Genomic DNA, 24227 nt, shown 5'->3' with positions numbered 1-24227 from the left:
GAAATTCGGGCAGCTCCGAAAAGCCTCCCAAAATTTCTATTCAGTTTTTTTAGGAACAAATGGCTCAAATGGGTAGGTACGAGGTAGAATATCAATTCCTGTGGTCACTTTCAATGGGTTTTCTCCTCCATAGGTCAGTTCCACAAAATAACCTCGATAGCCTGATTCAGGAGTGGTCATATTCACGGTTAGCTCTCCTGATTCCGGAACGGATATTTCCTCCGAAGTCCAATTTGGGCCGAAGACATCAATTCTGAAATCTCTTGCCATGGGATTGTAGGCAGACCAAAGCTTGATAGCCACTGGCTTTTGGTTGGGATCAAAATTCACATGAATTTGATCTCCTTCAATTTTCCAAGAATAGATTGGGCGTTGGGAGTTTTTGAGGATCGAATTGTAGAATGAAATCAAGTTAGGTAAGGCATCTGAGCTCCCGACATCATGCCCGGAATTGGGAACGTACATCACATGTTTTTCTCCAGGGAGACTATCCCAGTAAAATTTCCAGCTGTCCGGTTGGAAGAATTCATCTCCAGCCGCATTGATGAGCAGTTTGGGCATATCGTAATCCTTACGGAAAGAATAGGGCTCGGTGATTTCCATCATTCTGTCAAACTCAGGAGTGCCTACCCAGTCCATAACTCCTTCACGCACATAGTCGCCCACTGCTGGAGCCCAAAAGCCATAATTTCTCCAATGATGCTGAAAGGAGGGAACCAAGTTGAGAAGGTCGATCACGACAGGAGCGATGGCTATGACCCGGTCGTCAGTAGCAGCAGTAGTCCAAGTCGTCCACCCACGCTTGGAAGCACCACCGACCACAAAAGAATCAATTGATTTTTGATAGTTTTCTTGCACTACCTCAGTTACTGCATCCATGGCAAGTTTGGCAGCCTTGGTCATTGGAAATCTGGCAAGCCAAATTGCATCTTGGTCTTTGGCTCCTCCTTCTAGGAATTTTCTCCAGCCATAAGAGATAATTTCATCTTCGTATCGCTCTCCAAACGTGTCATTGGCAAAGGTGATGGGCTGGAAAGGGATGTTGTGAATTTGTGCGACCACCGAATTCGTCTGAGTGGCAGCTGCCAGAATCAGTTCGTTAGGCTCCTCGGGAAGCTTCGAATTAGTACTTCCTCCACCAATCCAAAGCATGGCTGTGGAGTATGGAGTTTCTTTGGGAACTACTATAGAAACCCAATGCCACCATTCGGTTTGATCTACAATGTCTGGACTTAGCCAATGCTGAGAATACATTTTAAGGACATGGTAATCGTAAGCTTCACCACCCACACTATGTACGATCTCAAATCGAAAAGTCGAGTCCACAGCTTGGACATAGTCCTTGAGAAGGGTATTCGAATGAGTTTCTGACCCGTTGGGAATCTCAGTGGTTTTCTGACAAGAAAAAACAAAAGGCAGGAGGACGAATGACCAAAAAAAGCCAAATCGTCGAAAGTTTTTGGAATGAATCATAGGTTGATTTTGGGAATTAACACGCTAAAAGCTAGTAATTTATTTTCACTATTAATAGTGAATTTGGGCTGTCTGGTAAATCAAAAGAAGGTATGTTTTTTCCATTTTTAAAGGTTGGATCCTCCTCAGATTTTTCTTTGGAACGAAGAGTTTTTAGTAATGAAAAATAGTACAAAGAGAATATGGAGTACGAATAAAAGCTTTCTTTGCAGGAAGAAAACCGATTAAAATGATGTGTAGAAAAAGCTTGTCCACCCTGTTTTTGATTTTATTCGGAGCGATTTCAATTCATTCGCAAACGCTCCTTTCTCCTGGAAAAAATCTTGAATTGACGTTTCAATTAAGTCCAAAAGGAGCCCCCATTTATTCTGTGAAAATTGGAGGCGAACCGATTATTCAACCCAGTAGCCTTGGGTTTGATTTAAAAAATGACGAGATCGATCTCCTTGATGGATTTGTAATTTCCCAAACTGCCACTTCGACCATTGATGAAACCTGGACTCCAGTATGGGGAGAAGAGAATCAGATCAGAAATCATGCGAACGAACTGATGGTGGAATTGACCCAATCTCAGACGGGCCGTAAAATGATCCTTCGCTTTCGAGCCTTTGATGAAGGGGTAGGCTTTCGATACGAGTTTCCTTTGCAAGAAAAGATGGGCTATTTCGTGATCAAGGAAGAAAAATCCCAGTTCGCTATGACTGGAGATCATACTGCATTTTGGATCCCCGGCGATTACGATACACAGGAGTATGATTTTACCGAGTCCAAACTAAGTGAGATCAGGGGTTTGATGAAGACAGCCATTACACCAAATGCCTCCCAGACTCCCTTCTCAGATACGGGCGTACAAACTGCCCTAATGATGAAATCTGCAGATGGATGGTATATCAATTTACATGAGGCGGCTTTGATTGATTATCCCGCCATGCATTTGGAGCTGGATGATCAGGCGATGGTATTTACGTCCCATTTGACGCCTGATGCCGTTGGGGATAAGGGATATTTATATACACCGACCCAAACTCCTTGGAGAACGATTATTGCCAGCAAAAACGCTGGAGACGTTTTGGCTTCTCGGATCACTTATAATTTAAACGAACCTTCCAAAATTGAAAATACCACATGGATCAAACCCATGAAATATGTCGGAGTTTGGTGGGAAATGATTACTGGGAAAAGTTCTTGGTCTTACACAAATGATTTCAAAGCGATCAAACTTGGTGAGACAGATTACAGCAAAGCAACTCCAAACCGAACTCACGGCGCCACCACCGCTAATGTTAAAAAGTACATTGACTTTGCCGCAAAACATGGATTTGATGGTGTTTTAGTCGAAGGTTGGAATGTAGGTTGGGAGGATTGGTTTGGTAATTCCAAGGATTATGTGTTTGACTTTTTGACTCCATATCCTGACTTTGATCTCAAAGGAATCGCTGAATATGCCCGAGAAAAAGGAGTGAAAATGATCATGCATCATGAGACATCTTCTTCTGTGCGTAACTATGAGCGCCACATGGATAAAGCCTATCAGTTGATGAAGGACTACGGGTATCCAGCAGTGAAAAGCGGGTATGTAGGAGATATGATTCCAAGAGGAGAATATCATTACAGCCAGTGGTTGGTTAATCACTACCAATATGCGATCGAAAAAGCAGCTGAATACGAGCTCATGGTCAATGCCCATGAAGCTGTTCGTCCTACTGGAGTAGCCCGAACTTGGCCAAACTTAATCGGTAACGAATCTGCTCGAGGTACGGAGTATCAGGCCTTCGGAGGAAGCAAAGCGAACCATGTGACCATTTTGCCCTTCACCCGTCAGATTGGTGGACCGATGGACTATACCCCGGGTGTTTTTGAAATGGATGTTTATAATGGAAGCCATGTCAACAGCACTTTGGCCAATCAATTGGCACTTTATGTGACCTTGTACTCGCCTTTACAAATGGCTGCTGATTTTCCGGAAAATTACGATCGTTTTCCAGATGCTTTTCAATTCATCAAGGATGTGGCTTTAGACTGGGAAAAGAGTCTTTACTTGGAAGCCGAGCCGGGGTATTATGTTACAATTGCCAGAAAAGCCAAAGGATCAGGGGAGTGGTTTGTAGGAAATGTCAATGGATTCGAAGGTCGCACGGGTATGGTGAAGTTTGACTTTTTGGAGGAAGGAAAAACCTACCTGGCAGAAATCTATGCGGATAAATCAGATGCTCATTTCAAAACCAATCCTCAATCCTATGAGATCAAAAAAATGGCGGTAGATGCGAAGTCTGTGCTGAAGCAGTTTTCGGCTCCTGGTGGAGGATATGCGATCCGAATCAGAGCCGCTAGCAAAGAGGATTTGAAAGGAATTAAAAAACTGAAGTCATAAAAAAAGCGGCTTAGGCCGCTTTTTTAGTTTTTCCATCGGATCGATTTGAAAACGATCTGCCGATAGTTATCTCGCTCGTAAAGAATTCCGATTGTATTTTCATCCAGACGGACTAAATCTGAGTAGGCAGTCCAAGGCAATTTTTTAGGATCAGAGGTGAAATCTACCGGGATGATATGATCCCAAGTTTTGCCCTCGTCATAGCTGATTTTGATCGTTAGGAAGTTTCTATCTTGTTCGTCGGCGGCATTAGAATGCGCTAGAATCATTTTCCCATTCTCTTCACCAAGGTCTAGAATAGAGCCTTGGTTTACTGGGTCTGGCAGTTGATTTTCAAAAAAAGACTTCTCCCAAGTGGCTCCACCATCTGAAGAGTAGGAAAGGATCCGCTGTCGAATATCGCCTTTCTGATTTCGGCTACTCATAATCAATTTACCATTGGAGAGTTCAGCGGCAATGGATTCATTACTACCGGGAAATGGGACTGATTCTGAAATTTTAAAGGATTTTCCATGATCATCGGTATAAAATCCATGGGCTTGATAGTCGACAAATTCTTCTTGTGGCGGCCCAGCCGAATGATTTGCGGCTACAAAAATACGACCTGCAAAGCGGCCTTTTTCAAATTGAAACGCATGACCTGGGGTATTGGCATAGGATCGCCAATCCTCTTGAAAGGAATAATGGGGATTAAAGTTGGGATTGTTGGGACGGTGAACCTGAGAGGTGATATTGACCGCTTCGGTCCAGGATTTTCCTTGATCATAGGATTTGATCATCCAATTTTCTCGAACTCCTTTATTAAGACGGATGTCGTATTCATGATTATTCCCGGTGTTGTAAAATAGAATAATCACTCCTTCTGGATATTCTGGATCAAAACGATCTACGACTGGAGCAGGGTTGCCGGCTTGCAGACTATCGTAATCGACAAGTGTCATAAGAGGAGACCAGGTATATCCTCTGTCATGGCTTTTTTTCATGACCAAATTCACATCACCAAAATCATCGCTTCCATGAACTCGGCCTTCGGCAAATGCTAGTAAGTCTCCATTCGGAAGGCTAATGATTGCTGGAATCCTGTAAATCGCATGCCCTTCTTTTTCAGCTACAAATACGAGTGTCTCTTGTGCAATAGCAAAACTATGAAGGTTGAAAGCGAATAGTAATACGCTTAAATATTTCATGGGAAGGTTATTTGGGGGACTTAAAGAAAAGAAAAAATGAATTTTGGAGAGCGATTAAACTTGAATTTTCAATGAGGGTAGGATCATATTTTGCCTCATTTTATGGTATCAATCAGATATTTAATAGAAAAAAATAAAGAAAAATGGTTTAGTTAAAGGCTGTGGTCGGCTTAATTTTTTATTTGGTTAAATTTTCATAATAAGAAATAATATTCTGCTAAATGATCCAAAAATATAATAATAATAAAATATTTTAATAATTGTATCTAATAATTGGAATAATGTTCTGTTTTGTGAAAGCGCTGTTTTTGTGATCAATCATGCTATTAGCTGATTTTTGTCACCTAACGCCTCAGGAAAGACCTCAATCTTAGCATCATCAAATTAACCCTCACATCCATGAACAGCTATTTGAAAACACTCTCGTTATCTGCAGTCTTTATAATGCTTTTTGCAGGCAACCTATTAGCACAAACAAAAGTGGTATTAAGCCCGGGTTCGGAGCTGAAAGTAGAAGGTGGTTCAACCTTACACGATTGGCACATGGCAACGTCATCTGCTAAAGGTGAAGGTGTTTTCACCATAGAAGGCGGACAGTTTAAAGGTGCTTCAAGTTTGGTTTTGTCCTTTGTAGCCGAAACACTTAAAAGTGGCACAAGCGGTTTGGACAAGAATGCCTACAAATCCTTGAAAACTGAGCAATACAAGGATATCAAGTTCACCTTAAAGTCCCTCAGTGGATCAGGTACCAGCTTCACAGCCACAGGCGATTTGAGCATTGCTGGCGCCACCAAATCCGTCTCTTTTCCAGTCAAGCTTTCTGGGACTGCTGGCAAGTATCACTTCGAAGGTAGCTTAAAAACAAAACTAACCTTCTTCAACATTACCCCTCCCACAGCTTTGATGGGTACGGTAAAAACCGACGATGAAATAACACTTTCTTTTAAAACAACTTTCCAATCCCTTTAATCCCAACAGCTATGAAAAAGCTATTTATTTCCGCAATTATGTTTGCTGGGCTAGCTTCTGCAGCTATGTCCCAAGGCTTACAACGTGACCTCCAATTTTGGAGATCCTATGACCAACGAGGTGTAGGAGTTTTTGAAACAGGTAAAGCTGATACCGTTGCCTTTGATGGTATGAAAGTTAGAATCGGTGGTCACTTTACACAGCAATGGCAAAATCTAAGTCATTCCAATGCTGCTACTCCGGTTTTGAATGCTAGTAATGTCAATGTCAATCAGCTGATTGAAATCGGTGCAGGTACCAACTTGGCTACTGCAAACTTGAACATCGACGTGTTGTTGATGGATGGTGTTCGATTAAATCTGGTCTCTTATCTTTCTTCTAGACACCACTCTGAAACATGGGTAAAAGGTGGTTACCTCCAATTTGACAAACTTCCTTTCTTAGGAAACCCAGAATTCTTCACTAAGTACATGACTTTGCGTGTGGGACACATGGAAATCAACTATGGTGATGCTCACTTCCGAAGAACTGATAACGGTAATGCGATGTACAACCCATTCGTAGGTAACTACATCATGGATGCCTTTACTACTGAAGTTGGTGGTGACTTGACTTTCCAAAACAATGGATTGTTGATCGTAGCTGGTTTGACTGGTGGTGAAATCCAAGGTGGTATCACTAATCCTTCCAAGAGAAAGCCAAATTTCATCGGTAAATTAGGATACGACAAACAACTTAGTGATGATTTCCGATTGAGATTGACTGGATCTGTGTACACTACTTCCGGTTCTGCTAGAAATACTCTTTGGGGTGGTGACCGGGGTGGTTCAAGATACTATTTGGTTCTTGAAAATACCCTTGCCTCTACTTCTGCCAACTTTACTTCCGGCCGAATCAATCCAGGACAAACTGATAATATCACTGCCATGGTTTTCAACCCATTCTTGAAATACAAAGGCCTTGAAATCTTCGGTAATTTTGAGTCTTCTAAAGGAAAAGCTGCTAACGAATCAGTAGATAGAACTTGGAAACAAACTGCGATCGACGTAGTCTACAGATTTGGTCAAAATGAAAAATTCTATCTCGCCGCAAGAGGTAACCGAGTAAATGGTCCTTTGGCAGGTTCAGGTTTGGAAGTAGAAATGGAAAGAGCTCAAATTGGTGGAGGCTGGTTTATCAGCAAAAACATTCTAGCCAAGCTTGAGTATGTCAGCCAAAATTACAAAGGGTTCGCAGCCAATGATATCCGTAAAAACGGTAACTTCAATGGTCTGATGATCGAAGGTGTAATCGGCTTCTAAATTTAACATTAACCATGCGTGTCCTTTTGATTCTACTTGGGATGCTTTGGATGAAGGGAGAAAATCCCAGCGAACTGATCATTACAAAGCAAAAAATCACAGTCAGTGGGCAGACTTCTTTCGGAGCGTTCAACTGTGACTACACCCAAGTCGGATTGAAGGACACGTTGGTTTTAAATGCCCGGGGAATTCAGAAAGCCATGCGGTTTCAGATTCCAGTTAGGGATTTTTCCTGCGGAAATTTTCTCCTCAACAAGGATTTTAGATCCACTATCAAGGCTGAAAAATATCCAGTTTGTGAGGTCCAAGTAGGAAATTTTAAAACTCAAAACGGTGAAATTCTCTGTGATATGACCGTTCTCCTGGTAGGGAAAAAATTAGAATTCCCCAACCTAAAACTTCACCAAAGTCAACATGGGCTTTTTACTGATCTTAGATTGAGCTTCGATCGACTGGAGCTTCAGCCTCCAAATAAATTGGGAGGATTAGTCAAAGTCGAGGAAAACCTCGATCTGGAAGTTTTACTCGGATTTTAAGCCAACCTTATGGGCCGATTCAATTTGAATCGGCCTTTTTTTAGCCCGCTAATTTTAATTAGATTTTTTCTAAATAAACTTGCTTCGCATTTTTTCGAGATTTATGTTTGTGTCGTTATTTAGAAACAGTCCAATTAAACCGATATGCGTAAATTTTGCTTTTCTATTTTCTTAACTACCCTAGTCACCTTCGCTTTTGCCCAAAAGAGTATGATCTCTGGCAAGGTTACCGATAAAAACCAAAATCCACTTCCTTATGCGTCCATCTTGCTTAAGGGAACTGTCAGAGGCGTACAAAGTGATTTGCAGGGAAACTATACCTTGAAAGATTTGCCAAGCGGACAGTATTTTATTCAGGTGCTTTTGTTAGGCTATGAAGAGTTTGAAGTCCCTGTTGAGCTTGGCGCCGGAGAGGAAAAAGTAGTCAACTTAGCCTTGACGGAAGAGCCAATTTGGGTGAATTCGTTTGAGTTATTATCCAGTAGAGGGATACTTGGTCAGGAAAAATTACCTGAAATCGAGAACTTCCGAATCAATGCCGGAAAGAAAAATGAGGTCATCCGTGTCAGAGATATCGATGCCAACTTAGCAATGAATAATAGCCGGCAGATTTTTGCCCGAACTCCTGGGATCTCGATCTGGGAAAATGACGGCTCCGGAATTCAACTAGGGGTTGCTTCTCGAGGATTGAGTCCAAATCGCTCTTGGGAGTTTAATGTCAGAATGAATGGCTATGATATTACTCCTGATCCGATGGGATATCCTGAGGCTTACTTCACTCCTCCAATGGAAGTGGTGGAAAAAATTGAAATTATCCGTGGAGCTTCTTCTTTACAATATGGTCCACAGTTCGGAGGATTGATGAATTTCGTCCTGAGAAAGCCAGATCAAACCACTCGATTTACTGCTGAAACACTCAATACATTTGGAAGTAATGGACTGTTCAGCACTTTCAACTATGTGGGAGGAACAGAAGGAAAATGGAGCTATACTGCATATTACCAAAAAAGAGTAGGACAGGGCTGGAGAGAAAATGGCTACTTCAATACGGACCATGCCCATGCTGAAGTTTCCTATGCTGCGAGCAATAAGTTAAAACTTGGGGTGGAAGCAACCTATATGACTACCGAAAGTCAGCAACCCGGAGGATTGACCGATGAGTTGTTTAACCAAGATGCACAGCAAAGTATTCGAAGTCGAAACTGGTTTAGCACTCCCTGGTTTGTTCCATCTTTTTCTGCCCAATACATTATTTCACCTGCTACAAAGGTGGAGTGGAAAGTATTCGGGACCATTGCAGAGCGAAATAGTATTGGATTTATGCGTCCGATCAACCAAGAGGATGATCTAGGTAGCAGACAAGTGGACCGCGATTACTATACGACTTATGGATCGGAATTGAGAATGACTGCTGACCATCGCTTGTTTGGAATCTCGAATACCCTTGCCGCCGGACTTCGTTACTTTAATGGACACATTGACCGCAAGCAACAGGGAGTGGGGGATGCCGGAACGGAAATGAATTTTGATCTAGCTCCTGGGCAGGCGTATCCAAGAGATTTGGATTTCAGAAATACTAATCTTGCAGCATTTGCAGAGAATGCGTTCAAATTTTCAGATAAAGTTTTGGTTACTGCTGGTTTAAGAATGGAATCCATTCAATCTGAAAATCAAGGTCAATTTGGCGTAAGCAATGGAGCACCAGTGATTTTGGATCCAGTGAGCAGAGCTCGTTCGTTTATTTTGGCAGGAATAGGTGCAGAATACCATGTGACCCCAACTTCGGAGTTTTATTCCAATTGGTCCCAGGCCTATCGTCCAGTTTTGATTTCTGATTTGACGCCTCCGGCTACCATTGATGTGATTGATCCGAATTTGAAAGACGCTAAAGGATTTAACTTTGACTTTGGATATCGAGGAAATATTGGAACAGTTTTTCACTTCGATGTGAGCTATTTCTACCTGAATTACAACGATCGAATCGGAACTATTTCGCAAATCGATCTCATGGGCCAGTCGTATCGATTCCGTACCAATTTGGGTCAGTCTATTAGTCAAGGGGTTGAGGCATATTTGGAGTTTGATCCGATTACTGCAATTTTCAAATCTTCCAGATATGGCTACCTGCACGTCTTTGCTTCTTTGGCCCATGTCAATGCTGAATACCAAGACTTCTTGGTGACTAGTATTGTCGATGGAAATGTGGTGGAGCGTAACCTAGCAGGGAATCGAGTCGAAAATGCCCCTCGTAAAATCAATCGCTATGGTGCTACTTACCGGTTCAAAGACTTTTCGATGACCTGGCAGTTGAGCGACATGGGAGAAGCATTTGCGGATGCCTCCAATACCTTCGAGCCAAATGCTGCTGCAACTACAGGACTGATCCCAGCTTACCAAGTTCAGGATTTGTCTGCGAGCTACACGCTAAAGAAAAAGTATACCTTAAAGGCTGGAGTTAATAATTTGACCGATGAGCGGTATTTTACCCGAAGAGCAGGAGGGTATCCTGGTCCAGGAATTATGCCTGCTGATGGAAGGACTTTCTACACGACCTTTGGAATCCGGTTTTAAATCAATTGAACCGAAAAAGCCATCCGAAAGGATGGCTTTTTTGTATTAGAGAAATAGGCCAGGCTTTACTTGTCTTGGTCAAAATATCGTCTGAGGGTGTATTCCGGCTGCCATTGATCGGGTTTGCGGGTCAAAGTGTCGGGATTGTACGCGAGAGGCTTAAGAGTTTTGGCGGTGAATGAAACCGTGTCTCCTGCTAAAAATTGACTTTTTTCCATCAAGTGGATCAGCTCCAATTTTTTGTCCAAAAATGAAGAATCATCAGCCAAGTTTTTGATCTCGTGGGGATCTAGAGATAGATCAAACAACTGCGTGAAATCCCTTTCCGGATAGCGAATCAGCTTCCAGTTTTCTTTCCGAACTGACCTCACGGTATGGCGGTAGGCATTGAACATGATTTCCCGAATGGAATCTTGCTCGCCTTGGATGACAGGAACCAAACTTTTTCCATCCAGATCCTCACGCTTGGGTAGTCCAGCCAATTCGGCTAAAGTGGGGTAAATATCATGTATATAAGCAAAGGCATCGAAGCTTTTATCCTTAGGGATTCCCGGTCCTTGAATAATCAAAGGGACTTTAATGCTATGTTCATAAAGAGATTGCTTTCCCAAAAGTCCATGACTTCCTGCAGCCAGCCCATTGTCCGCCGCATATACGATGATCGTATTTTCGAATTGCCCCGTTTCTTTTAGCGTTGCGATGATCTTGGAGATTTGCGTGTCTAAATGGGAGATCATGCTGTAGTAATCCGATAAAATCATCTGGATAACTTCCGGTTTTCGTGGCCATCCGGTTAGGTTTTCATCCCGAACTGTCAGTTGATCAAACTCGAAGGGGTGAAATGGTAGGTAGTTAGGAGGAATCGGAATGCTTCCATCAGGATACTTTCCGATAAATTCTGGTTTTGGCGAGTACGGGTCATGTGGAACCGTAAATGCTACATAACAAAAGAAGGGATTGGTGGCGCCTTCTTGGGATCTGATAAAGTCAATCGCGCTTTGAGCAAAGATTTCCGTGGAATATCCCTTGATTTCAGGTTCACCAAGCATTCCTAAAGAGTCATAATCTCTGACGGCAACCCCATAATGATCAGCCATTCCGCCGAGGTACACCGTTTTTGCTTGTTGAAAACTCGCCTCGAAAGCCTCTCGTTCATTGTGCCATTTGCCTGTTCCAAAGGTGGTATAGCCCGCTCGAGCAAAATCCATGGTCATCGTTTCCAATCCCTGAAGTCGGTCATAGACCTGAAAGAGTTGCTTTCCGCTAAAAAGCATCGCCCGACTTGCCATACAAATAGCGCCATGGTTTCCTCCCATCACATAGGCATTGGTAAATAGAACTCCATGCCGAGCTAATTCATCAATACTGGGTGTTTGTAAGATGGAATTTCCCGAAATCCCTAAAGCATCCGCCCGCTGATCGTCTGCAAAAAGGAAGAGGATATTGGGCTGGACTGGTTCTGTAGGTTTACAAGACCAAATGGAAAGAAGGGTAAGTAGAAGGCAAAGTCTAATCATGGGAATATGTTTTTTGAAGGTCATTTTGCCTGACAGTCTGGATTTTTTGGGAAAGTAAGGACTTCATTTCTTGAAGTTTGGTTTTGTATTTTTCAAGATAAGCCAAATTGGTGTATTGATACGGGTCTTCTTTCATGTCAAAAAGCTCCATCCCATCTTCTCCTTGTTCCCCATATTGGATATAAGCCCAATCCGAAGTACGTACCAAAAAGGCCTTTCCATTAAGGCTTACTGAAAACGCCAGGTCCTTTATGATAGACTTAGGGTCATGCATCACGGGAACTAAGCTTTCTCCTTGGAGCCGTTCTGGAATGTTGTGTTCAGTTAAGTCCAAAATGGTAGGAAAAAGGTCAACTAGTTCTGCAAAGGAAGAAGTCGATCCTTTTGGAATATTTGGTCCTCTAAAAATTAATGGAACCTTCACCGATTCCTCTTTCAAGGATACTTTCATCCAAAAATCGTGTTCGCCAAGATGAAATCCGTGGTCAGACGTAAATATTACTAGTGTATGTTCATCCAAATGTTCTTCTTTCAAGGTCTGGAGGATTTTTCCAACCTGCTGATCCATGAAGGTTACTGAAGCATAATACCCAGCGATGGCCTTTTGCTTCTGCATAAAATTCATCTCCGAATTTTGAGTGGTAACATAATTGATTCCCTTGGCGGGGATGTCTTCCCAGTCATTCGGAATAATGGGTGGTGGTTGAATATTCTGCCAAGGATACGGAAGGAAATATTCTTTTGGAGCAACAAAGGGTACATGAGGCCGAACAAGTCCTACAGCCAAGAAGAAAGGCGAGTTTTTGTGAGTTCGGATCAGTTCAACGGCCTTTTCAGCTGTGATTCCATCGGATTGGGATAGATCGCCTCCATCCGCTTCCACGATCGTCATCACATTTCCTCCTTTTCGTTCTATCAGTCCATCAGGATTTTTCTGAACCAGTTCTGCCTTTCCTGGTGATTTCCATTCCGGACCTGGGGAGTTAAATCGTTCAGTCCAAGAAGCTTCATCATCCTGTCCATCGCTTCCTGATTCGATATCACCGGGCACACCCATGTGGAATATTTTACTTACTCTCGCTGTATAGTATCCCCTGTTTTTGAAGAATTGAGGAAGAGATTCACGTTGTGGTCCCACATTTTCGCGGCCGCTGGTATATCCATAAGTTTCTGTGGCAGTTGGATAATATCCGAAAAGAAGAGAAGCCCGGGAAGGTCCGCAAACTGGAAACTGAGAGTAGGTGTTTTTAAAAGTAAATCCATCTTTGGCCAGTTGGTCAATGGAAGGGGTTTGCATTAGGCGATTTCCATAAGTGCCTAAAGCCCCAGTATTAAGATCATCAGCGATAATGATTAGCACATTCAAGGGCCTTTTTTCCTGAGAAAATAGAGGGTTAGCAAAAAGTAAATAGCAGATCAGAATCAAATACTTCATGAAAATTGGGAGATGGACTAGGCTGTCTTTTCTTTATTTTGTTTTTTTAAATTAAACAAGAATAAATTTTCCCCGCTAATCATAAAGGGTTTGGCTTCTATTTATTCGAGTGATTACTTGTTCCAAAATTCTTCCTTTCGCTCTATGTCCAGATTGAAATTTTTGATTTTATGGGTTTTCGTGCTTGGTTTAATTGCCTGTTCAGAAACAACTCAAAATCAAGCTACCCCTCCGCCCAACATCATCTTTATCATGTCGGATGACCATGCTTATCAGGCTATTTCGGCTTACAGCAATCATTTGATTGAAACTCCAAATATTGATCGGATTGCCAAGATGGGGATGTTGTTTACCAATGCGACGGTGACCAATTCTATTTGTGCACCAAGCCGGGCGACGATTTTGACAGGTAAGCACAGTCATTTAAATGGGAAGATTGACAACGACTTTCCATTCGATACAACCAATGTGACTTTCCCTCAGCTTTTTCAGCAAGCAGGCTATCAGACGGCTATGTTTGGCAAGCTTCACTTTGGCAATAACCCCAAAGGCTTTGATCAATTCAAGATTTTACCGGGTCAAGGCGCTTATTACAATCCCGATTTTATTACCAAAAACGAAGGAAATATCAAGGTCGAAGGTTACGTGACCGATATCATCACAGATATGACCTTGGATTGGTTACAAAACGAGCGCAAAGCGGATCAGCCTTTCTTGCTTTTCTATCTTCATAAAGCACCACATCGTGAATGGCTTCCTGCGGAGCGGCATATTGCAGATTTTGCGAAGCGGACCTTTCCTGAGCCGGTTACCCTTTTTGACGATTATTCCGGTCGGGGTCGAGCGGCCAAAGAGGCCGAGATGAACCTTCTGAAGCACATGAACTGGGCGGGAGATTCCAAAATTTATCCTGAGGTCATGGATGAATTAGGAATTCCAGATGCCTCGGGATGGGACAAAGGAGCTTTTCAGCGAGAGGTAGGTCGCTTAAATCCTACTCAGCGCGCCAATTGGGATGCGGTGTATGGGCCGATGAACGAGGAGTTCAAAAAAGCTTTCCCGACTATGACCGAAAAGGAAAAAATGCAATGGCGCTATCAGCGCTACATGCAGGATTACTTAGGTACGATTCAGGCAGTGGATGAGAATGTGGGTAGGGTTCTCGATTATTTGGAGGACAATAACTTGATGGAAAACACCATCATTGTATACACGTCCGATCAGGGATTTTACCTGGGTGAGCATGGATGGTTTGACAAGCGATTTGTCTATGATGAAAGCTTCAAAACGCCTTTGCTTGTAGCTTGGCCGGGCAAGGTGAAGGCAGGAAGTAAGACCGATGAGATGGTACAAAATCTGGATTTTGCACAGACATTTTTGGATGCGGCAGGAATCCCTGCGCCGGCAGATATGCAGGGAGAAAGTCTGGTTCCACTTCTTACGGGCAATACTGAAAAATGGACTCGGGATGCAGTGTATTACCACTATTACGAGTATCCATCGGTTCACATGGTGAAAAGACATTATGCCATTGTGACCAAAGAATACAAGCTCACACATTACTATTTTGATACCGACGAGTGGGAACTGATCGATCGAATTAAGGATCCTCAGGAACTTAAAAACGTGTACGATGATCCTGCCTTCACCGAAATCAAGAATGAATTGCATCGCAAACTCGATGGCTTAAGGGAAAAATACGGAGACAGTAAGGAGCTTTCGCAAAGCTACATTGATCGCTATTTGGATCGGTTGGAAGAGCGACAGCAGTTTGGTGGATCGAATAAAGAAGTTACCCAGAAAATCCTCGAGGATCGAAAAAATCAAAAGCAATGATTTTTCTGTAATTACCAGTATCCAAACCTAAATAACCTATGAAGTTTACCCGCCTTTCCATTCTCTTTTCTTTCTTGTTAGTAGGACTTTTTTCCTGTCAAACTCAGGAAGAATTAAATTCCAAACGACCGAATATCATTTTCATAATGTCCGATGATCATGCTTATCAAGCTATTTCGGCTTATGATAATCGACTTATTGAAACCCCCAATATCGATCGGATAGCCCAGATGGGGATGCTATTTACCCAAGCGTCGGTAACCAATTCCATCTGTGCACCTAGCCGAGCTACCATTTTGACGGGTAAGCATTCTCACATGAATGGAAAGATTGATAACCATTTTCCTTTCGATACCACTAACGTGACTTTCCCACAGCTTTTGCAACGGGCAGGTTATCAAACGGCGATGTTTGGGAAATTGCATTTTGGAAACAATCCCAAAGGATTTGACCAGTTTAAGATTTTGCCTGGGCAGGGTTCGTACTACAATCCGGACTTTATCACCAAAAATGAAGGCAATATAAAAGTCGAGGGCTATGTGACCGATATCGTCACCGACATGACGTTGGATTGGCTGCAAAATGAACGAAAAGCCGAGCGGCCATTTATGCTCATGTATTTGCACAAGTCTCCGCACCGACCTTGGCTGATGGCAGAGCGACACATGGAGGAGTTTACCCGGCGGACTTTTGCGGAGCCGGCCACGCTTTTTGACGATTATTCAGGTCGTACTTCACCGGCAGGAGAGGCCGAGATGAACATTCTCACGCACATGGGTTGGTCGGGAGACAATAAGCTGAGCCCCGAGATTATTAAAAAACTGGGCATTGCCGATGTGGGAGGATATGATTCAATTCGGTATAAAAGTGAATTCGCCCGATTTACGCCATCCCAAGCCGAAAATTTTCGAAAATATTATGGTCCGATCGAGGAGGAGTTTGTGAAGAACTATCCTTCGATGACTGATGAAGACAAGATGCGCTGGAAGTACCAGCGCTATATGCAGGACTACCTCGGCACCATCAAAGCCGTAGATGAAAATGTAGGAAGGCTTTTAGATTACTTGGAAGCAAATAACTTGATGGAAAACACGATCATTGTCTATACCTCGGATCAGGGATTTTACCTTGGGGAGCACGGGTGGTATGACAAGCGTTTTGTCTATGACGAAAGCTTCAAAACCCCATTACTGGTAGCTTGGCCCGGAAAAACTCAGCCTGGAACACGCTCTGATGCTTTGGTTCAAAATCTGGATTTCGCTCAGACATTTTTGGAAGCAGCTGGAGTTCCTGCCCCGGCTGATATGCAAGGGGAAAGTCTGATTCCACTTTTGACAGGAAATACCGAGAAGTGGACCAGAGATGCGGTGTATTACCATTACTATGAATACCCAGCCGAACACATGGTCAATCGACACTATGCGATCGTGACCAAAGAATACAAATTGATCCACTATTACTATGTAGAAGATCAATGGGAGCTAATTGATCGCGTCAAGGATCCACAGGAATTGAAAAATGTATACGACGATCCTGCTTATGCTCAAGTAAGAGCGGATCTTCATCAGAGACTGGAAAAGCTTCGTGAACAGTATGGAGACAATGCACAAATCAGCCAAGGATACATCGATAAGCTTTTAGAAGATGCTGACAATGGGAAAGTATTTGGAGTCGGTAAGGAACGAGTAGAGCAAATTCGCGAGCGTAGAAAACTGATAGAATCAAAAAAATAAGGGGCTTGCCCCTTATTTTTTTGACCAATTATTTCCGGATTTTCTGACTGAATAAGGCGACCTAGGTTAAATTTGTTTACCAGCACTAAAATCAGCAAACCATGCACATTGCGATGAAATTTTGGAAGAAGTGGACTCCCGAGGAGAGACTTCATCGCGTCCAACAAGCCTTAAAAGACAACGTTGACTTTTACAAAGACGCAAGTTTAGGATATCCAGCATCGAGACTAGACGATAAAGTCTTTTCCAATGATGCTATTTTTCTTCGAGAAGCTCCAGTGCTTAGCACCTTCGTCGCTAACCCAAACCATATCGGTTGCCATACTTTTGGGACCTCGGAGTTTGCCTTTAGAGGCACACAAGCTATCGAGCGAGAAGTATTGAGTATGATGGCAGTTGATTTATTCAAGATTGAAGAGGGCCAGTTTGATGGGTATATTTCACCGGGAGGCACCGAAGCGAATATCCAAGCCATGTGGATTTATCGAAATGAATTCATCAAAAAGCATCAAGCCAAACTCGAGGAAGTTGTGATTTTGGCATCAGAGGACACTCATTATTCCATCCCGAAAGCAGCTAATCTCTTGATGTTGGACTGGGAAAAAATATCCGTAGACCCCAAAAGTAGAGAAGTTACTGCTTCGGCGGTCAGAGAAGGTGTGGCTCAGAGTTTAGCTAAGGGGAAAAAGTTTTTCATAGTCGTATCCAATATGGGGACGACGATGTTTGGTTCAGTAGATGATCCAAATGTGTATATCGAGGTTTTGAAAGAGTACAATTTGCCGTTTCGATTGCATATTGATGGGGCTTATGGTGGTTTTATCTATCCTTTTGGAGATTTTGAAAATCAGATCAATTTCACCAATCCGAATATTTCTTCGATCACCATTGATGCACACAAAATGCTACAAGCGCCATATGGAACGGGAATTTTTGTTTGTCGAAAAGGCTTGATTGAAAATGTGCTCACCGAGGAGGCCAAGTACGTGGAAGGGATGGATTTGACGCTATGTGGTAGTAGGTCAGGTGCCAATGCGGTTGCCGTTTGGGTAATTCTTACTACCTATGGTCCGCATAAGTGGTTTGAGAAAATTTCAGTCATTAAAATGAGAACCAATTGGCTCTGCAGGCATTTGGATGACTTAGGGATTACTTATTTCAGAGAGCCTGAAATGAATATCGTGACTATTCGATCCGAATGCGTTCCTGCTGCTATTGCCCGTAAATACAATCTTGTTCCCCAAACCCATGACGAGTCTAATCAATGGTATAAAATTGTCTTGATGGATCATGTCGAAATCGAGCACCTCAAAGATTTCATTCAAGATCTTGTGGAGGCTAAAACACTTAATTCCAACTAAATGGTAGATATCACATATAAATCCAATACCCTTCGAAAAGCAATTGCCCAAGCTATAGTCCGAGTAAGTCTTCCTCAAACCATCGAGGCGATCCGAAATCGTACCGTTCCTAAAGGGGATGTGTTGGAATGTGCTCGTGTGGCTGGACTCTTTGCCGCCAAACGAACTGCTGATATGATTCCAGATTGTCACCCGCTTCCTGTCGAATTCACTTCGGTAAACTATGAAGTATCGGATATGGAGGTCACCATTTTTGTAGAAATCCATACCATATATAAGACTGGTGTGGAGGTGGAAGCCATGCATGCAGCATCGGTAGTGGCTTTGACCATGTATGATATGCTCAAGCCAATCGATAAGGGTGTGACTATCGAGCAAATTAAATTAGTTGAAAAACGAGGTGGGAAATCAGATCGAACTCCAGGAGTTACAAAATCTATCTCCGCGCGGATTGTGGTTTGCTCGGATACCATTTCTGCGGGAAAAGGGGAAGATCGAGCCGGAGAAATCATTCGAGAGAAGTTGGAAAAGCACGGAGTTCAAGTGGTAGATAAATTGATCATTCCTGATGATCGAGACCAGATTCAATCCTTGGCGAAGGAATCGCAGATGAAAGGCATTGACCTAATCGTGTTTACCGGCGGAACTGGACTTTCCCCTCGGGATATTACCCCCGAAGCTTTGGCTGAAATTATAGACCGGCGAATTCCAGGAATTGAGGAGGCAATTCGATCCTATGGTCAACAGCGAACACCTTATGCCATGCTTTCCAGGTCATTGGTTGGTCAAATCGGCGACTCCGTTGTTTTAGCGCTTCCAGGATCAAGTTCAGGCGCGGGCGAATCCATCGATGCGATTTTTCCTGCATTCCTTCATGTTTTTAAAGTAATGGAAGGAAAGCGGCATGATTGAAAAAAGAATGAGGGTATAAAAAAAGACCTATCAGGTTCTTAAAACCTGACAGGTCTATCTAGATCAGTCAAACTTAAAGCTGACCATCAAAAATAAGTTTCTCCCCGGTGCATACATCGGGGTTTTATTCATTCCAATAGGTCGAGAGAGGTGCTCATAATAGGTCTCGTTCAAAAGATTTTGAACTCCTCCCTTTAGAAGTAGAAGCTTTCCGATAGGATAGGAGGCATCTATATCCAATAAGGTAAAGCCTGGAGTTTTCCCTTCTCCAAATGCTTTTGAAACTCGATCTTGAGGCAAAACATGTCTCAAATTGATGCCTGTTTGAAGTTTTCTTTCCAAAAAATATCCTCTCAATGAATAGCGAAGGTCTAAAGGGGCTATTTCTGGAAGTGGGGCAGCTAGTTCTAAATCTTGTCCATAGGTATATGCCATTCCCAAGGTCTGACTTAGGTTGCCTATTTGGTGTTTGAGATTAAACTCAACCCCTGTTTTAATAGCCTTGTCGATATTGATGTACTGCCTAACTCCTGGACTGGTTGGGAGTAAAGGTTTAAAATCCGTTTTCTCTGAGGTGATGTAATCTGTCAGGTAAGCTCCAAACCAAGTCAATTCCAGGGCGAGATTCTCACCAGTATATCCAAGGACTGCGTCCAGTTCATAATTGGTTTCAGGCTTGATTTGAGGATTTCCAACCAACTCCCAAGGGTCTAATCCTACTGCGAGAAAATTTGCATATCGCTCTAATAGGCTACCGCTTCGCTGAACTCGTGCTCCCCAAATTTCCAAATTAAATGCCTTTCCCAAATCCCTTTGCATTCCCAAACTGATTCCAGGGTTGAATTGGGTGTTTTGATTTTCAGGATGGATTAAGACAAATTGTTCACTGGGTGACTTAGCGGATGCTTGGTTAATTTCGATGCGTGCACTTGCCGAAATAATACTGGAACCTATCGGAAACAGGTAGTTGGTGAATAAACCTGTTTTTTGAATTTGAGCATCTTGCCAGACATTATCATAGAACGTTTTTCCAGCCATGGGACCCATTAGCGCGGTTCGGCTTCGGGCTCCCTCTGCTCCTTCTTGCTTGAAATCACCTCCTGCAAATAGTTTTCCAAGACCAAATTTCCATTCCCCTTCAGTTCTTAACCCATACGTGGTGGTCTTGGCAGGAGTGCTCATATCCATCATTCGGGGTTCACGGAGCAAGTTGTCCATGAGGTGATTGACTTGGGTGAAAAATGCTGAATTGGTCCAATTGATCAGCGATTTTCCGGTAATTGCATGACTATGTTTTAGGCTTGTCATCCAAGTGTCATCTGTCCGCAAATCCATTCCCAAGGAGGGAAATGCTACATCACGAGCAAAATTTCGGTTAATTGAAAATTGAATCAAGTCTTCCTTTTTGGGCTGCAAATCCGCATAAAGTCCAAGTGTTCCTCGGTTGAAATTTCCAGAGATCGTGTTTCCGCTTCCATCTACATAGTCTGATCCTGAGGAATAACTCCCCAGAAATCCTATGTCATATTTTTTTCCTTGAAAGCCTATTCGCCCTTCATTTCTCCAAATGGAGCCATTTGATTCATAAAGGGTAGAGGCCCGTCCGTACATTCCCGATTGATCCGAGAAATTTGGGGATTCTTGGACATAATTGATTGTACCTCCGAGTCCAATGCCATAGCGAAGAGCATGTGGACCTTTGAGGATTTCAACATTTTTGATTCGATTAAGAGCAACCTGTGAGGTTGGGGGGTCCATTCGATTTGGGCAAGCGGCGTTTGCAGATTGGAGACCATTGATCACTACATTAAGTTGGTCGTATTTAAATCCCCGTAAGACAGGATCAAAGGCAAAATTGCCACTCTTCCGAATTCCTGAAACAGCCGGATCTAAACTGAGAACAGCGCCAGCATCGTGATGTAGCCGCTCCTGCTCAGAAATTAATACCGATTTGTCCTTGTCGTCCTGCATTTTTAAGGAAATAACAGACACCGGCTGGAGAGAATATATCAACTCCTTGTGTAGGATTTTTCCTGAAGCTAAGGCGAGTTGAACCTGCTCTGGGTTAAGTGACCAGGTTCCAAACCCTACATGGGAAAGGAAAAGCCATGCTTCAGGTTCTTGCGTTAAATAAATTTTGCCCAACTCGTCTGAAATGCCTTTTTGACTGCCATACCTGTAATGGGTATTGGATATTGAGGTTTCAGTCTCTTGGTCGATAATCTGAATTGATTTTTTTTCCTGAGCTCTTAGTGTCGTCAGGGTATAGAAGGTCAGGACAAGGATAATAATTATCCTTGAAAACCTGGAATGATTGATTTTCATTGATTTAGAAATAAGTGAATTGGAAAAAAGAAACTTACATGGGGTAGGTTTCTAAAAGAAGACCACTTATCCTTTGGGTGGGTGAAAAAAATCCAGACCTCTTTCCGAGTTCTGAAGGATCGAATAAAAGCCTTGGTGAATGATTGGAATTTTAACCTTTTGTTGGGTTACCTGAATCTCCTCTTTGGTATGCAGGAAAGTGAGGGAGAGCTCTTCGAGTGTAATTTCTGCCTCGTTTTCTTGGTAATCCTTAGCTTGCGATAACCGCTTTCCCAATTCACATTTTCCGTCACATTGAAGTTCAGGTTTATCCTTATTGACGCAGTAGAGCGCAGTAATTTCCTCCCGATCTAAGTAAAATTGGGTTTGAATTAAAGAATAGCCCATTCCATTTTGAAGAATGAGCAGGATCAAGACAATATGAATCCAAGGACTACGCACTCAGTCGCAAGTTGGAAATTATAAGGAGGGAGATTGGTGATTTTGGTTACTCTCGCTTTGCAAAATTAGAATTCCGAGAAACATTTAACTCGTAACTACGAGTGATAAAAGTCAGCTTTTCAAAGTAGTGGGGAAATAAAAAAGGGAACCGCTTCAGTTTGCAGTTCCCTTTTTTTAATTGTTTTTCCAAATTAATAACTCAATCCATGTCCATAGTTAAACAAGGCATAACCTTCTTTTTCTTTGGATCCAGGCACATCCGAAAGGTTGTTTTCAACTTGTTCCACATTAGCTGGAATGGTAAATGGAAGCTTTCCACTTGGTTTGATTTTTCCACTAAGTACATCCAAGATTGCCTCGGGAGTAGTCCCGAAAGTGGCAAGTAAGGTGTGCAGGTTTGGATTGTCAATTTCTGAAATTACCCATGGGTTGGTAAAGTTGATTACTGTAATGGTTGGCTTGGATTGGAGCGTAGTGTTGACATAGCCCACATCGATTTTATTATTACTTAGTCGGATGTCAATCTTCGAGCCATCGGAACTGAAAAGTGAGTTGAAATGAGGGTTGAGCCAAAGCACGATTAGGTCTGCTTCTTCCTTATTCTGAACCAATTCAAAGTCCCAATTAACCGAATTTGTGGTAAATGCTGTTTGAGGGGTTTGGTCAGGCGATCCTTCAAAATAAGTTTCAAAATACACCTTGGTTTTGCTCGCGATTGGAAGCAGGTTTTGATCGTTTTTCAGGAGAACAATTGATTTTCTCATCGCCAGGTCTCCTGCCGCTTGAAATTCTGGATTGCCGACAAGCTGTGATGCTTTTTCTGGATCAACATAAGGGTTTTCAAATAATCCTAAGTCAAATTTTTCCTTTAACAATCGGAAGATCGACTCGTTGATTCGCTCTTCGGTGACATAGCCCATTTTCACTGCAGTTAGGAGTTGAGTCGGATCTCCTGTTCCAGAAAACAAATCTACTCCTGCATCAATAGCCTTTCCGTAGCGCTCCTCGATGGTGTATTGTTCCATTCCCCATGGTTGCATCTCAATAGGACCGGTATCGGAATTGATAATTCCCTGGAAGCCCATTTTATCACGAAGCAGGTCCTTGATGATTCGCTTGTTATAAGCGAAAGCGACTTCTTCAAATTCGGTTCCGATCGGCTTTGCATAATAGGGCATGATGGCTGAAGTTCCAGCATCAATTGCCGCTTGGAAAGGCTTCAGATGGTATTCAAACATCCCTCCAGGATAATGCTGATCTTGGCCAAATGCGAAATGAGGGTCTTGACCATCTACTTGTGGTCCACCTCCAGGAAAGTGTTTTGTGGTCAATGCGACTGAACTAGCACCAAGTTTCTCACCTTGAAATCCAAGAACCACTTCTCGAATAACAGCCGCTGCCCAATCGGCATCCTCTCCGAAAGTACCTTCATTTCGTTGCCATCTTGGTTCGGTGGCTAAATCTGCCATGTACTGATAGCCCTTTCGAATTCCTACAGAAGCCCATTCTTGTCTAGCGATATCTGCAAATTTTCGAACCATTCCTAAATCCTGCATCGCAGAAAGTCCCAATTCTCCAGGCCATTTGGAAAACACGGTGGTACCTTGGCTTAAGCCGATTGCGGCATCCATGGTAATATGGTTCCTTGGATTAGAGGCCACAATTGCGGGAATTCCCAAACGAGTGTCTTCGCAAAGTGCTTGTAGATTATTGCTCCATTCGGCCATGATTTCCGCACTGGTATTTACTCGAAGGATAAAATGGCGGAGATTTCGCTCGCGTACACCTTTGGTTGTACCTGAGGCAAACATCAAGGGATAGGAAAGAGGCTCTCGAGTGAACATATTGATCTGTTGGATCAAATCCTCCTCATTAAATCCCGAAGTGACTTCTGCTTTAGGTGCTCCTGGTTGAAAGGAAAAATCTCCATCCAATCGGGTGGTACTGATTAGCATAAATCCAACTTTCTCCTCCAAAGTCATTTGAGAAATCAAATCGTTGATTCGATCCTCAACCGGCAACCTCCAGTCCTCATATGAGTCCAAAGTATTGTTTTTGTTTAAATCTTTAAACTTGAGTTGATCGATTTCCAAGATTGGGACAGATCGAAAGCCCAACTCTGGTTGCTGGATTTCCACTTTTTGGCTGCAGGAGTAGAGTGCTACAAAGCAAATTAGGGTCGCAATAGATTTAATTCTCATGGATGATAAGGGAATAATGTTGTTTTAAATCTCCGATTTTCAGACGCTTATTTAAAGT

General features: G+C 42.7%; 16 protein-coding genes. 9 read left to right on the top strand and 7 right to left on the bottom strand.

What is annotated here, in order from left to right:
- Positions 1-36: 36 nt before the first annotated feature.
- Positions 37-1473 carry a PhoPQ-activated pathogenicity-related family protein gene (locus AO498_RS15685; RefSeq protein WP_067549754.1) on the bottom strand — a complete coding sequence of 479 codons (1437 nt, stop codon included), beginning with the start codon at positions 1471-1473 and terminating at the stop codon, positions 37-39.
- 232 nt (positions 1474-1705) lie between these two features.
- Here AO498_RS15685 and AO498_RS15680 point away from each other — a divergent pair, with 232 nt between their 5' ends.
- Positions 1706-3844: a glycoside hydrolase family 97 protein gene (locus tag AO498_RS15680; RefSeq protein WP_067549751.1), complete on the top strand. Its 2139-nt coding sequence runs from the start codon at positions 1706-1708 to the stop codon at positions 3842-3844.
- A gap of 23 nt (positions 3845-3867) precedes the next feature.
- Here the strand turns inward: AO498_RS15680 and AO498_RS15675 are convergent, their stop codons facing one another.
- Positions 3868-5031 (bottom strand): sialidase family protein, encoded by a 1164-nt coding sequence (locus tag AO498_RS15675; protein ID WP_067549749.1) that lies wholly within the window; start codon positions 5029-5031, stop codon positions 3868-3870.
- Positions 5032-5430: 399 nt separating this feature from the next.
- On the opposite strand from AO498_RS15675, the gene AO498_RS15670 reads away from it, so the two are divergent.
- The 4 genes from AO498_RS15670 to AO498_RS15655 all read left to right on the top strand — a co-directional run bounded on the left by AO498_RS15670 (position 5431) and on the right by AO498_RS15655 (position 10408).
- Positions 5431-6000 carry a YceI family protein gene (locus tag AO498_RS15670; protein ID WP_067549747.1) on the top strand — a complete coding sequence of 190 codons (570 nt, stop codon included), beginning with the start codon at positions 5431-5433 and terminating at the stop codon, positions 5998-6000.
- 11 nt (positions 6001-6011) lie between these two features.
- Positions 6012-7301, top strand: coding sequence for a hypothetical protein (locus AO498_RS15665; protein ID WP_067549746.1), 1290 nt, complete (start codon positions 6012-6014; stop codon positions 7299-7301).
- Between the two features lie 14 nt (positions 7302-7315).
- Positions 7316-7837: a hypothetical protein gene (locus tag AO498_RS15660; protein WP_067549745.1), complete on the top strand. Its 522-nt coding sequence runs from the start codon at positions 7316-7318 to the stop codon at positions 7835-7837.
- 144 nt (positions 7838-7981) lie between these two features.
- Positions 7982-10408 carry a TonB-dependent receptor gene (locus tag AO498_RS15655; protein WP_067549744.1) on the top strand — a complete coding sequence of 809 codons (2427 nt, stop codon included), beginning with the start codon at positions 7982-7984 and terminating at the stop codon, positions 10406-10408.
- A gap of 65 nt (positions 10409-10473) precedes the next feature.
- On the opposite strand, the gene AO498_RS15650 is transcribed toward AO498_RS15655, so the two are convergent.
- Positions 10474-11925: a sulfatase family protein gene (locus AO498_RS15650; protein WP_236778609.1), complete on the bottom strand. Its 1452-nt coding sequence runs from the start codon at positions 11923-11925 to the stop codon at positions 10474-10476.
- The gene (locus AO498_RS15645) at positions 11918-13360 is read right to left on the bottom strand and encodes a sulfatase (RefSeq protein WP_067549738.1); all 1443 of its coding nucleotides are present in this window, start codon (positions 13358-13360) and stop codon (positions 11918-11920) included. Before AO498_RS15645 ends, AO498_RS15650 begins: the two co-directional genes overlap by 8 nt.
- A 144-nt stretch (positions 13361-13504) precedes the next feature.
- On the opposite strand from AO498_RS15645, the gene AO498_RS15640 reads away from it, so the two are divergent.
- The 4 genes from AO498_RS15640 (at position 13505) to moaCB (ending at position 19202) form a co-directional block, all read left to right on the top strand.
- Positions 13505-15196 carry a sulfatase family protein gene (locus AO498_RS15640; RefSeq protein WP_067549736.1) on the top strand — a complete coding sequence of 564 codons (1692 nt, stop codon included), beginning with the start codon at positions 13505-13507 and terminating at the stop codon, positions 15194-15196.
- A gap of 38 nt (positions 15197-15234) precedes the next feature.
- Entirely contained in the window at positions 15235-16929 is a 1695-nt protein-coding gene (locus AO498_RS15635) for a sulfatase family protein (RefSeq protein ID WP_067549734.1), read from the top strand.
- A gap of 113 nt (positions 16930-17042) precedes the next feature.
- Positions 17043-18290, top strand: coding sequence for a pyridoxal phosphate-dependent decarboxylase family protein (locus AO498_RS15630; RefSeq protein WP_067550573.1), 1248 nt, complete (start codon positions 17043-17045; stop codon positions 18288-18290).
- Positions 18291-19202 carry a bifunctional molybdenum cofactor biosynthesis protein MoaC/MoaB gene (gene moaCB, locus AO498_RS15625; RefSeq protein WP_067549732.1) on the top strand — a complete coding sequence of 304 codons (912 nt, stop codon included), beginning with the start codon at positions 18291-18293 and terminating at the stop codon, positions 19200-19202.
- Between the two features lie 63 nt (positions 19203-19265).
- Here the strand turns inward: moaCB and AO498_RS15620 are convergent, their stop codons facing one another.
- From AO498_RS15620 to AO498_RS15610, 3 genes are all read right to left on the bottom strand, one after another.
- Positions 19266-21527 carry a TonB-dependent receptor domain-containing protein gene (locus AO498_RS15620; RefSeq protein WP_067549730.1) on the bottom strand — a complete coding sequence of 754 codons (2262 nt, stop codon included), beginning with the start codon at positions 21525-21527 and terminating at the stop codon, positions 19266-19268.
- Positions 21528-21593: 66 nt separating this feature from the next.
- Complete coding sequence (locus tag AO498_RS15615; protein WP_067549728.1) at positions 21594-21968, bottom strand: hypothetical protein; 375 nt, start codon at positions 21966-21968, stop codon at positions 21594-21596.
- A gap of 191 nt (positions 21969-22159) precedes the next feature.
- Positions 22160-24169 (bottom strand): glycoside hydrolase family 3 protein, encoded by a 2010-nt coding sequence (locus AO498_RS15610; RefSeq protein WP_067549726.1) that lies wholly within the window; start codon positions 24167-24169, stop codon positions 22160-22162.
- Positions 24170-24227: the final 58 nt, after the last annotated feature.

Origin of the sequence: Algoriphagus sanaruensis, assembly GCF_001593605.1 — a bacterium.
GTDB lineage: Bacteria > Bacteroidota > Bacteroidia > Cytophagales > Cyclobacteriaceae > Algoriphagus > Algoriphagus sanaruensis.
The sequence above is the reverse complement of the archived record's forward strand: the minus strand, read 5'-3'. Positions and strand labels throughout refer to the sequence as shown.

Coding starts and splice junctions, on each gene's coding strand:
- AO498_RS15685 (WP_067549754.1), bottom strand. CDS start 1,473: ATGATTCATTCCAAAAACTTTCGACGATTTGGCTTTTTTTGGTCATTC.
- AO498_RS15680 (WP_067549751.1), top strand. CDS start 1,706: ATGTGTAGAAAAAGCTTGTCCACCCTGTTTTTGATTTTATTCGGAGCG.
- AO498_RS15675 (WP_067549749.1), bottom strand. CDS start 5,031: ATGAAATATTTAAGCGTATTACTATTCGCTTTCAACCTTCATAGTTTT.
- AO498_RS15670 (WP_067549747.1), top strand. CDS start 5,431: ATGAACAGCTATTTGAAAACACTCTCGTTATCTGCAGTCTTTATAATG.
- AO498_RS15665 (WP_067549746.1), top strand. CDS start 6,012: ATGAAAAAGCTATTTATTTCCGCAATTATGTTTGCTGGGCTAGCTTCT.
- AO498_RS15660 (WP_067549745.1), top strand. CDS start 7,316: ATGCGTGTCCTTTTGATTCTACTTGGGATGCTTTGGATGAAGGGAGAA.
- AO498_RS15655 (WP_067549744.1), top strand. CDS start 7,982: ATGCGTAAATTTTGCTTTTCTATTTTCTTAACTACCCTAGTCACCTTC.
- AO498_RS15650 (WP_236778609.1), bottom strand. CDS start 11,925: ATGATTAGACTTTGCCTTCTACTTACCCTTCTTTCCATTTGGTCTTGT.
- AO498_RS15645 (WP_067549738.1), bottom strand. CDS start 13,360: ATGAAGTATTTGATTCTGATCTGCTATTTACTTTTTGCTAACCCTCTA.
- AO498_RS15640 (WP_067549736.1), top strand. CDS start 13,505: ATGTCCAGATTGAAATTTTTGATTTTATGGGTTTTCGTGCTTGGTTTA.
- AO498_RS15635 (WP_067549734.1), top strand. CDS start 15,235: ATGAAGTTTACCCGCCTTTCCATTCTCTTTTCTTTCTTGTTAGTAGGA.
- AO498_RS15630 (WP_067550573.1), top strand. CDS start 17,043: ATGAAATTTTGGAAGAAGTGGACTCCCGAGGAGAGACTTCATCGCGTC.
- moaCB (WP_067549732.1), top strand. CDS start 18,291: ATGGTAGATATCACATATAAATCCAATACCCTTCGAAAAGCAATTGCC.
- AO498_RS15620 (WP_067549730.1), bottom strand. CDS start 21,527: ATGAAAATCAATCATTCCAGGTTTTCAAGGATAATTATTATCCTTGTC.
- AO498_RS15610 (WP_067549726.1), bottom strand. CDS start 24,169: ATGAGAATTAAATCTATTGCGACCCTAATTTGCTTTGTAGCACTCTAC.